The sequence below is a fragment of the Streptococcus suis genome (assembly GCF_016743335.1).
In the GTDB taxonomy this organism is placed as follows: domain Bacteria; phylum Bacillota; class Bacilli; order Lactobacillales; family Streptococcaceae; genus Streptococcus; species Streptococcus suis_Y.
This window is the reverse complement of the sequence record NZ_WCJE01000105.1, coordinates 1-660: the sequence shown is the minus strand read 5'-3', so window position 1 is coordinate 660 and position 660 is coordinate 1. Positions and strand designations below refer to the sequence as shown.

The window sequence follows — 660 nt, the reverse complement described above, 5'->3', positions numbered from 1 at the left end:
ATGCACGGTAACTGAGAACTCTTCATTTCCTGGCATTTGTCCACTTTCTGTTTTTACTATTTCAAAACCAAATTTTTGATAAAAATTAAGTGCTGGGGTATTTCCATTTAAAACTTCAATTGATATAGGTTCATGCATCTTTTTAAGAACAACATTCACTAAACTCGTTCCAATCCCAAGCCGACTATATTCCCTATCTACATATAACCATGCTAGTTCATCATCTGTAAATGCAACAAAACCAACTACAAATCCTTCCATCTCTGCCACAAGAATCTGGTAATCAAACAACCCTTCCCTATCAGCAGCAATACTAAGCGGAATAAATGCTTCTGATAAGTTAGCTAAATCCAATTCTTCTTGACGTGCAGGATCATGAATTTGGCAAAGCCTTTGAAAATCTTTTTGAATAAAGGGTCTAATATTAATCTCTTTTGACATTATTCATCCTTCCTTACAAATTTGTCCATGACATAAACAATTCTACTTCCTGAGTATCTTCATCTATGTTCTCTGAAATAATCGAAAATCCTTCTCTCAGGTAAAATGAAATTGCTTTTTGGTTTTTTTGATATACATTTAACTGAAGCGTTGGATGAATTGCTTTTACAAAATTAAGCAACTCCCTACCAAAACCTCTACTACGCAAATCTTTGGAAA

Annotated in this window: 1 protein-coding gene and 1 pseudogene; both read right to left on the bottom strand. The window is 33.8% G+C overall.

Going from position 1 to position 660, the window contains the following annotated elements; translation table 11 throughout:
* Positions 1–441 (bottom strand): GNAT family N-acetyltransferase (locus F9856_RS12060; protein ID WP_202106735.1); only part of this gene is annotated, 441 nt, incomplete at its 3' end.
* A gap of 13 nt (positions 442–454) precedes the next feature.
* Positions 455–660, bottom strand: a pseudogene (locus F9856_RS12055) (GNAT family N-acetyltransferase); the annotation flags it as partial.